9 protein-coding genes and 1 pseudogene are annotated in these 8666 nt (G+C 53.7%); 3 read left to right on the top strand and 7 right to left on the bottom strand.

The annotated features are described in order from the left end of the window. Positions 1-218 precede the first annotated feature (218 nt). A pseudogene (locus tag ACYVRB_RS09255) lies at positions 219-1676 on the top strand (MDR family MFS transporter). Next, the gene (locus ACYVRB_RS09250; RefSeq protein ID WP_461214983.1) at positions 1673-2155 is read left to right on the top strand and encodes a DUF4811 domain-containing protein; all 483 of its coding nucleotides are present in this window, start codon (positions 1673-1675) and stop codon (positions 2153-2155) included. Before ACYVRB_RS09255 ends, ACYVRB_RS09250 begins: the two are co-directional and overlap by 4 nt. A gap of 44 nt (positions 2156-2199) precedes the next feature. Here ACYVRB_RS09250 and arsC read toward each other — a convergent pair whose 3' ends face one another. Beyond that, entirely contained in the window at positions 2200-2610 is a 411-nt protein-coding gene (arsC, locus tag ACYVRB_RS09245) for an arsenate reductase (thioredoxin) (protein WP_461214981.1), read from the bottom strand. 118 nt (positions 2611-2728) lie between these two features. Here arsC and ACYVRB_RS09240 point away from each other — a divergent pair, with 118 nt between their 5' ends. Beyond that, entirely contained in the window at positions 2729-3184 is a 456-nt protein-coding gene (locus ACYVRB_RS09240) for a hypothetical protein (protein ID WP_461214980.1), read from the top strand. 67 nt (positions 3185-3251) lie between these two features. Here the strand turns inward: ACYVRB_RS09240 and ACYVRB_RS09235 are convergent, their stop codons facing one another. From ACYVRB_RS09235 to ACYVRB_RS09210, 6 genes are all read right to left on the bottom strand, one after another. Then, complete coding sequence (locus ACYVRB_RS09235) at positions 3252-4463, bottom strand: phthiocerol/phthiodiolone dimycocerosyl transferase family protein (protein ID WP_461214979.1); 1212 nt, start codon at positions 4461-4463, stop codon at positions 3252-3254. Positions 4464-4553: 90 nt separating this feature from the next. Next, the gene (locus tag ACYVRB_RS09230; protein WP_461214977.1) at positions 4554-5276 is read right to left on the bottom strand and encodes an alpha/beta hydrolase; all 723 of its coding nucleotides are present in this window, start codon (positions 5274-5276) and stop codon (positions 4554-4556) included. Next, positions 5273-5806 carry a DUF6933 domain-containing protein gene (locus tag ACYVRB_RS09225; protein WP_461214976.1) on the bottom strand — a complete coding sequence of 178 codons (534 nt, stop codon included), beginning with the start codon at positions 5804-5806 and terminating at the stop codon, positions 5273-5275. Before ACYVRB_RS09225 ends, ACYVRB_RS09230 begins: the two co-directional genes overlap by 4 nt. Before the next feature lie 570 nt (positions 5807-6376). Continuing rightward, entirely contained in the window at positions 6377-6850 is a 474-nt protein-coding gene (locus ACYVRB_RS09220; protein WP_461214974.1) for an S-ribosylhomocysteine lyase, read from the bottom strand. A gap of 82 nt (positions 6851-6932) precedes the next feature. After that, positions 6933-8045, bottom strand: a complete 1113-nt coding sequence (locus ACYVRB_RS09215) for a 5-methyltetrahydropteroyltriglutamate--homocysteine S-methyltransferase (protein ID WP_461214972.1) — start codon at positions 8043-8045, stop codon at positions 6933-6935. Positions 8046-8438: 393 nt separating this feature from the next. Further along, positions 8439-8621 carry a hypothetical protein gene (locus tag ACYVRB_RS09210; RefSeq protein ID WP_461214971.1) on the bottom strand — a complete coding sequence of 61 codons (183 nt, stop codon included), beginning with the start codon at positions 8619-8621 and terminating at the stop codon, positions 8439-8441. Positions 8622-8666 lie beyond the last annotated feature (45 nt).

Raw genomic sequence — 8666 nt, 5'->3', positions numbered from 1 at the left:
CTAGCTTTTGGTTTCGACGCTTAGAGCATAGCATGGGTAGCTTTGTAGGTGTCCTTTTAATTTGTCATTTTAAAAAGGGCCTACACTCTCGGCGTTGGATTTCTCCAACACCAGAAAGTGTAGACCCGTTTTTGTTTGCGCCGAATTTGTCTGCGGAAAAAAGCGAACAGTGCTAAAATTATAAGTTGATTTGTAATAAGAAAGGAAGCGACTCCCGCTTGGACACCCCATTAGACGTCAACGGCCGCCCGTATAACCGCAATCTGGTCGTGGCGACGCTGCTTGTCGGTACCTTCACCACCTTCATCACGCAAACGATCCTCACCACCGCTTTTCCCACCTTGATGGCGGATTTTCACATCACCGCCAGCTCTGTGCAGTGGTTAACGACCGGCTTCATGCTGGTCATGGGCATCATGATCCCAGTCTCTGCTTGGCTACTCAGCAAATTCAACGTCAAGCACCTGTATATCACTGCCATGTCGATTTTCTTTGCCGGCACCTTGCTGTCACGCTTCGCGTGGAGCTTCCCGGCGCTACTCGCCGGGCGCTTGATCCAAGCCGTCGGGGTGGGCATGTCGGCGCCAACGTTTCAAAACGTCATGTACGCCATCTTCCCACCCAAGCGTCGCGGTAGCGCCATGGGGCTTGCCGGCATCGTGATCGGGCTGGCGCCTGCGATCGGCCCGACGCTTTCCGGCTGGGTCTTGCTCCATCATTCCTGGCGCACCTTGTTCACGATGCTGTTGCCGATCGTGGCGATTGTCATCATTTTGGCGAGCTTTTCGATGCACAAATTGCTGGAGACTTCCAATCCCAAAATCGACACGGCTTCGGTAGTCGAGTCGACCATCGGCTTTGGCTCGCTACTTTATGGTTTCTCCGAAGTCGGCACCCGGGGCTGGGGCGATCCGGTCGTGCTCGGGTTCTTGCTCGTTGGTGTGATCGTCGTCGTTTTGTTCTGCCACCGGTAGCTACATATGACCACCCCGTTGTTGGAGTTGCGAGTCTTCACTAATCCCACCTTCACCTTGTCGACGATTTTGACCGCTGTGGCGTTCATGTCGATGGTCGGCGTGGAAATGGTCTTGCCGATGTACATCCAGACGATCCGCGGTGAATCTGCCTTCCATTCTGGCCTGATCCTTTTCCCAGGGGCAATCATGATGGGGATCATGAGCCCCATCACCGGGCGGATCTTTGATCGCATCGGGGCCAAACGGCTGGCCACGACCGGCTTGTTTCTGCTACTTTGTGGGACGTTCCCGCTGATTACCTTGACGGCGGATTCACCGATCTTGTTTGTCACGATCTTATATACCGTGCGGATGTTTGGGATCACCATGGTTACCATGCCAGTCACCACTGCTGGGATGAACGCCTTGCCATACAACCTGATCACCCACGGCACCGCGGTCAACAACACGATCCGCCAGATCGCCGCTTCTATCGGGACGGCGATCATGATTTCCGTTTTGTCTGCCGTAACCAGCAGTCAGGCCCCTCAGGCTGGCTTGAAAACCGCCGCACCGCTGGCATTTGCCCGGCAAATGCGACAGGCAACCGTCGCCGGCTACCGCGCGGCGTTCATTGTTTCCTTATTCTTGTGTGTGCTGGGCTTTCTCTTGAGCCTGCGCCTCAAACGTGATGAAATCGATGGAGGTGCGCGCTCATGATCATGTTCTTATTCGTCCTCGCCGCCTTGGGCTTTTTCTACCACCGCGTCTTGGACCAGCACGACCGCGCCCGCACGATCGGCACCATCGTTACCGGCGCGGTAATCGTGGCATCCGTGCTTGCCATTGCCGCCAACGATGTGTGGCATGTCGGGATGCACGAGCACACAACCAGCCAAACCACCGCGTTGGTAGGCAACCAGGTGGCGGCCATTGCCATTGGCACCAACAAGCACGAACAGGCCTATGTCGCGCGTCTTGCTTCTGGTAAAACGGTCACCGTCAAGCCTGGTTTGACCACCACCACCGCACTCAACACGAATGCGGCCAAGGCACGCTTGGTGACCAGCAAAACGGTCTTACGTTTCGACAACCCGTTTGCAGCAATCATGTTCGCCGGCTCCGGCCTGCAAAACAAGCGCGTCGCCACTCACGTCACGGTACACATCCCCAACACCTGGCGAATCTCTCAGCGCTAAAAAAGATGCCTCCTCTGTCAATTCGACGGAGAGGGCATCTTTTTTTAAACCTGCTCGTGGCTGAGTGCTTCGACACGCCGGCCGATTTCATCGCGCACCTGGCGAAACACCGCCATGATCTCGGCGTCGTTGCCCACTGCGGCGGCTGGATCTGGCAGCGGCCAGTGTTCCCGCTTGACGTTTGGCGGCGTCACCGGGCAACGGGCTTCTGCATCGGCACACAAGGTGACGACCAGATCTGCGTGGTTCAGATAATCCCGATCGATCCGCTTAGAGTGATAATATGAGATATCGATACCCACCTCGGCCATTGTGGCGACGGCACGCGGATTGAGGCCGTGGGCTTCGATGCCGGCGCTAGCGACTTGCCATTGCGGTAGCAGTTGGCGGGCAAACCCTTCTGCCATCTGGCTCCGACAAGAATTGCCGGTACAAAGAAAATAAACTGTTGGCAAACTTGACCCACCTTTCGTGAAGCTAATGTCCCATTAGTATACCATCCGTGCTTGATTGCCGGTAACATCAAGTCTAGACTTAACATATCGAAACTTTGATGCCATTGGAGGCTTTTGAATGCGATTTACACGCTTGTTGATGCCACTGCGACTGCTTTTGTTGGGGGTCCAGCTCTTGATCGTCGCGCTCGCCCGGCACTCACTGGGTCATGTTTTACCGATGCAGGTGGGGATGTTCAGCGGTCATGTGACGGCGTCGAATACTTATGTCGGCTCGATCTTCTTACCGACCGTCTTGATGGTCCTCGCCTTGAACATCATCAGCTGGGGCCTGCAGATGATCGCCCATTCACCGCGGATGAACCCCTTCGTCCACGCATCACTTTGGGGCCGGTTGTTGCTACTCCTCAGCGCGTATCTGGCGCTGGTGAGCTTCGGCTTCATCGCCTATGCTTTCAGCCTCAACGTGCTGGGCGTTTGGGTGATCAGGATTCTCACCATCGTGGCCGTGATTTTCGCCGTCCTACTCATTTTTGCAGAATATGTGAAACAGGTTGGCAAACGCCGCCAATAATATATCAAAAAAGCAAGTCGCAACTGCGACTTGCTTTTTTGCGACTCTTTATTCACACCCAGAAGCCTTAAGCTTGCGCGGCGCTCATCGTACCTAGCGTAAAGTTTTGCACCAAGTCGTGTTGAATGGCTAACAACGCCATGCCAAAGCGGTATTCGGCATCTGAACCGATCATGTTGAACGCCATGGTCAAGCGGCCATCATAAGTCGCCATCGCCGTTTGAAACGATGGTGCCCGCCGGAAGCCACCGGTCATCACGACGTCTGTCAGCGGAATGCCAAAGTCGACCTGCTTAGCCGACAGCACCCCAAAGTTCGTGTACGCGATCGCACGCATATGGTAGTTGGCAGCCACGATCTGCTGCAACTCACTGATTGGTTTCTTTCCTATCTGTGTCAGCAGGCCTTGAACCGAGTCAAAGCACTGGTGTTTGGCCTTGTTGGCCGCCATTGCATCGTGAACGTCCCGCACCAGCGCCGCAAACGGCAAGCTTGCCGGCGCTGCTACCGAGAAGTTATACCGCGACGTAAAGTTAGCAATCCGCCGCTTGTTGTCTGGCGCAAACTTGCGCATATCTGTCGGGCACGGCAACGCGATCGTCTCCGTGGCTGCGAAGCGTTGCACCGCGCGCCCAAACGCACTCATCACAACGTCGTTGACCGTCACGCCGGCAAGATGTGTCGCTTTGACCAGCTGAGTCGTCGCCGCCTTGGAGAAACTCAAACGGCCGACGCGATAAGTCTGACCATCGTGATCTGCCAACTGTGGCAACAACAGCTCTTGGGCAGGATGATCGCTACCGGACTTCACGACTTCATGCTTGGTAACCAGCGGCATCAGCCAATCGCTGTTCGTCGAATTGGTTTCGCCTGCCAAAGTCTGCGTGCGATAAGCCTGTGCGATCAATGCCAACAGCGCCTTGGCGCCGGCACCGTCGCTGAAGACGTGGCTGACATACACGACCAAAGACGTCGCAGACTGCCAATAAATCCGCAACTGTGGAGATTTTGTCAGATCCCAAGCGACCGCATCCACGTCTGGCTCTGCAACGCCGGTCACCAAAATATCGCCAGAAACCGGCACATAACTGTTGTCAGCCAATTCATAACGACAAGCCAGCTCCGGTACCACCTCGACCACTGCGGAAAGTGCCTTTTTAAACCGTGCCATGTCTAGCGGTGCCCCGAACGTTAATGCCACGCGCACCACCGGTCGCACAGTTTCCAAACCGACCGTGTGAATGATATCTAGTGGATCTCCTGCATATTGACGTGCCATGATAAAGCCTTCTTCCAATAATGTTAACGCTAACACCATTGTATCGCTTTCGCGTTCGCTTGTGCACGTGCAATTCAAAAAAATCCAGCGCTATTGGCGCACACGCGTTTTCAGCCATTCACTCAGCTGGCTGGCGACCCACCGCTGTTGTTGCGTGTTGCTGACGGTGGCTGAACGATCGCCGCGCTGGGCACCATAACTACCAAACCCGGCGTGATTGCCACCGGTTAGTTGCACGTACTGCGTCTTGGCCGGCAAGAAGCGTTTGGCTGTTTGCCACGCGTGCCAGTCCAACACGCCGTCGCGAGACCCTGTCAACGATAACACTGGCAAGTCGCTGTGCCGCAAGCTGCCTTTTTGATCAGGATAACTCGCCAACAAAAACACACCGCGTCGTTGCTTGGCATGCGCGGCCGCGTACCGGCACGCCATCACCCCACCCAGCGAATGGCCGCCGATCACATAACCGTTGTGCCCGACCGGCACTGTTGCCGCGGCGTTACCGTTCAACACCGCCAGATCCAGTGGAAAGTTGACGATAGCGACCGGATAGCCCGCGTCTGCGATCTGCTTCGCCCAAACGCTATAGCTGGCAGGCGCCACCAACGCCCCTGGGTAAAAAATCACCGTCGGCCCCTGGATCCGCTTCGGCTTAAAATAGATGCCATAATTGGTCTTCGTGGCCTCAGTTGCAAAATGCGTCGCGCTCGCACTCGGCGCATAGGTTTGGTGGTGCAGCACGCCGACCCCAATGCCGACGATGGCGATGACGACAATCACGATGCCAGCAACGATCCGCCGCCAGCGCCTCATGCGTGAAAGTCCTTGGCCGCAGCTTGTTTCAGTGCTTCGATCGGCCAAGTCGGGAGCGCCTTTTTGGCACTGGTATAAGGGGTCTCGCTTCCCCATTTGCTTAATTCGAAGCCGATTGCCTGAGACCAGTCAACGGATCGTTTTTCTAAAACGTAGGTAAACAACGTGATGCGATTGTTTACCACGCCCATGACGGGCCGACTGTATGTCGAATTCACTTGCAGTGTCCCTGCTTGCTCAAGGTATGGGGTTGCATCGACGCCAACCGCCGCAAACGTCTGCTGGATCTCATCACGGATCAACGTTGCCAAGGCTTTCTTCCGAGTGGCATTGATATCGCCTAACACCACCGTCATCCCCGTTGCATCTTGTACGAGGACAATGATCTTTTTGCGCCGCCACGTCATCGTGTTGGCGTGCCAAGACCATAGTGGTGCAGCCGCTGCAGCGGCGTGTGCTTGCTGTTTGTCCGCCACTTCGGGTAATGCGCGAAACAACACCCGGGATTTTTCGGTCACATTAATGAACAATTCACTTCACCCCCGCGTTAATCATACCTTACTTGGTCGACGGCGTCTTCACTGACCCTTGTGGATAAGCGGTGAATCGCATTAACAATGATGAATTTTCACCATAACAATTGGTACATGCTAATTCTTTGCAATCGATTACATCTCAGGCAATAATTTAAGCAGGCGTTGGGTAGGGGCATCTATTGACCGGTCCTCCAAATGTTCCTTGTTTTCCCAGCAGACCAGTGAGACCAACCGCAGTTTCTCGATCCTGGGAAGCTGAATCTCCAATTCCAGTACATCGATGACTTGAACGGCCGGATACAAAGCTACGGCCAATCCACACCGGATGCTTCTTTAAGTGTGCGTCACCTCCAAATTTGCCTAAGTCAAAAAATGCGACCCGAATTGCTTATTTGAGTTGCCCATAAAAATATGCCACGATACCCAAGCGGAACCATGGCTTTCGTGCGTCCAAAATCAAATCGCATGGCCGGACAAACCTAACCGTGATTGTTCACCAACACCACACAAAAAGGCGCAAGCCACTTCGCAGGAAACTGAAGTAGCTTGCGCCTAATAGATGGTTTAGATCACGTTACGCTTGAATGGATCGTCAGAGATGCCGCGGCTTAAGATCAGCTTGCACCATTCCTTAGCGGAAAAGAGGCTGTGGTCTTTGTAGTTCCCGCAAGTCTTGATGGTCGTACCAGGAACGTCATCCCAGGTGATGTCGTTGGCGATGGCTTCAAGACTACCCTTGAGCGCCTTGGCAACTTCAGTTGTTGAGTGTTCGCCCCAAGTAATCAAATGGAACCCAGTGCGGCAGCCGAATGGCGAGCAGTCGATGACGCCGTCCATGCGGTCGCGCAACAGACTTGCCAGCAGGTGTTCGATGGTGTGCAAGCCGGCGGTCGGAATGGCATCAGTGTTTGGCTGTACCAGACGCAGATCGAAGTTGGAGATCTTGTCGCCTTTTGCGCCTTCTTCAACGGTGATCAGGCGCACGTATGGTGCCAAAACCTTAGTATGATCCAATTCAAAACTTTCTACTTTTGCCATGAATGATTCCTCCTATTTGTCTAGTCCGCTTAACTGACGGACCAAAACATTTACGCTTACCATGATACCACCGAAAACGTGGTTAGTCTTTCCAAGTCGCCTTGGAAATCTTTTGGACAAGGGCCAGCTTCGCCCACTGATCAGTATCGGTGATCTTGTTGCCTTCTTCAGTCGAGGCGAACCCACATTGCGTCGAGATGGCCAGATTTTCCAACGGCACGTATTGGCTTGCGTCTTTGATCCGTGCTTCAACGGCGGCTTCGTCTTCGAGATCAGCAAACTTAGAGGTGATCAGCCCTAAGACGATGATTTTGTTCTTGTCGCCGTTCCAAAGCTTCTTCAATGGTTCGAAGCCACCAGAGCGTTCGTTGTCGTATTCAAGGAAGAGCCCGTCGTATGGCAGGTCTTTGATGTAGTCGGCAACATATTCATAGCCGCCTGCAAACAAGAAGGTCGACTGGAAGTTCCCACGACAGATGTGGCTGGTGATGGTCAGGTCTGCCGGCTTGTTTTCGAGGACCTGCTTGATGATGTCATGGGCGGTTTCAGCCAATTCGACGAATGGCTTTTGGGCTTCGGCATCACCGTCTGTCTTCTTCAGGTTATCGATCAAATATGCCCAGTTCGTGTCGTCGATCTGCAGGTAGCGCAACCCGAGGTCATAGAAGTGTTGCACGGTGTCACTGTAAGTCTTGGCAACGGCTTGTTTGTAATCGGCAAAAGAGTCATAGAACTTCGCCCAGTTATCAGAGCGATGGTCACGGAACAACAAGCCTGGGCTTGGGATCGTGAACTTCGGCTCGTGGCCGGCTGGCGTCACCGACTTGAGATAGTCAAACGCGTCGTAGAAAGGATGGTGCGGATTTTCTGCGATTGGGGCAGTCAGCGTGACGTTATCTGCGGTGTTAATGTTGCCGACGAAGTTGCGTTCGTACTGCGCGTTGTTCAACTTATCGACACCGGTCAGTCCCCAGAGAAAATCGAGATGCCAGTATTGGCGGGAAAACTCGCCATCGGTGACGGCGGTGAACCCAGCAGCTGCCTCTTTGGCAACGAGGTCTTTGACCGCGGCGTGTTGGATCTCGACTTCGCGGGCGTTGGAAATTTTACCTGCCAAGAAGTCTTTGTGAGCCTGCTTTAATGCTGCTGGACGTAGGAAGGAACCGACAAGATCTGCGCGATATGGTTTAGTCATAATGATGATCTCCTTGTATTCTATATTGTAAGTTCGGATATGATGGCGAAAAAAAACGCCCCTCGAGCAAGCCTAAGCTTGTTCAAGGGGCGAATCGATCGCGTTACCACCCTAAATTCGTGGATCACTGATCCACCTCAACAGCACCAACTGATGCCTGGCAAAGTAACGGTTGCGACCGACACACAAGCGTAAACTTGCGCATAGCTGTTAGGAGCTCATCTTCACCTGCTTGCCGTTTGCCCTTTTCCACCTACCGGGTTCTCTTTGCAACAGCGCCTAGGCTACTCTTCTCCGCGAAGCCATATCCGATTAACGTATGGGAACATCTTAACGATGTTCTCTCATGAAGTCAACACTAAAATTAGAAAAAGGTGAGAACTTCGATTGATATCAGGCTTCTCTGCCTGCACGCCAGATATCAAAGGTAATCACGATCGCAATGAACGCGCAACCCATGAAAATCTGCCAGAGCAGTGTTTGGCCGAGCGTTTTTGCTGCCACCGTCAACACTGCAAACACAACGATTGCCACGAGGCCGAGATACATTTTTGCTTTAGTGCTTATTTTATGCATGTCACACACTCCTCACCAAGCCGCCGCTCGCCACCTAATAGGTGC

The sequence above is a fragment of the Lacticaseibacillus boliensis genome (assembly GCF_054784775.1).
Note: the sequence above shows the minus strand (reverse complement) of the source record. Positions and strands in the feature narration are given on the sequence as shown.

Coding starts and splice junctions, on each gene's coding strand:
- ACYVRB_RS09215 (WP_461214972.1), bottom strand. CDS start 8,045: ATGACTAAACCATATCGCGCAGATCTTGTCGGTTCCTTCCTACGTCCA.
- ACYVRB_RS09220 (WP_461214974.1), bottom strand. CDS start 6,850: ATGGCAAAAGTAGAAAGTTTTGAATTGGATCATACTAAGGTTTTGGCA.
- ACYVRB_RS09210 (WP_461214971.1), bottom strand. CDS start 8,621: ATGCATAAAATAAGCACTAAAGCAAAAATGTATCTCGGCCTCGTGGCA.
- ACYVRB_RS09240 (WP_461214980.1), top strand. CDS start 2,729: ATGCGATTTACACGCTTGTTGATGCCACTGCGACTGCTTTTGTTGGGG.
- ACYVRB_RS09250 (WP_461214983.1), top strand. CDS start 1,673: ATGATCATGTTCTTATTCGTCCTCGCCGCCTTGGGCTTTTTCTACCAC.
- ACYVRB_RS09235 (WP_461214979.1), bottom strand. CDS start 4,463: ATGGCACGTCAATATGCAGGAGATCCACTAGATATCATTCACACGGTC.
- ACYVRB_RS09230 (WP_461214977.1), bottom strand. CDS start 5,276: ATGAGGCGCTGGCGGCGGATCGTTGCTGGCATCGTGATTGTCGTCATC.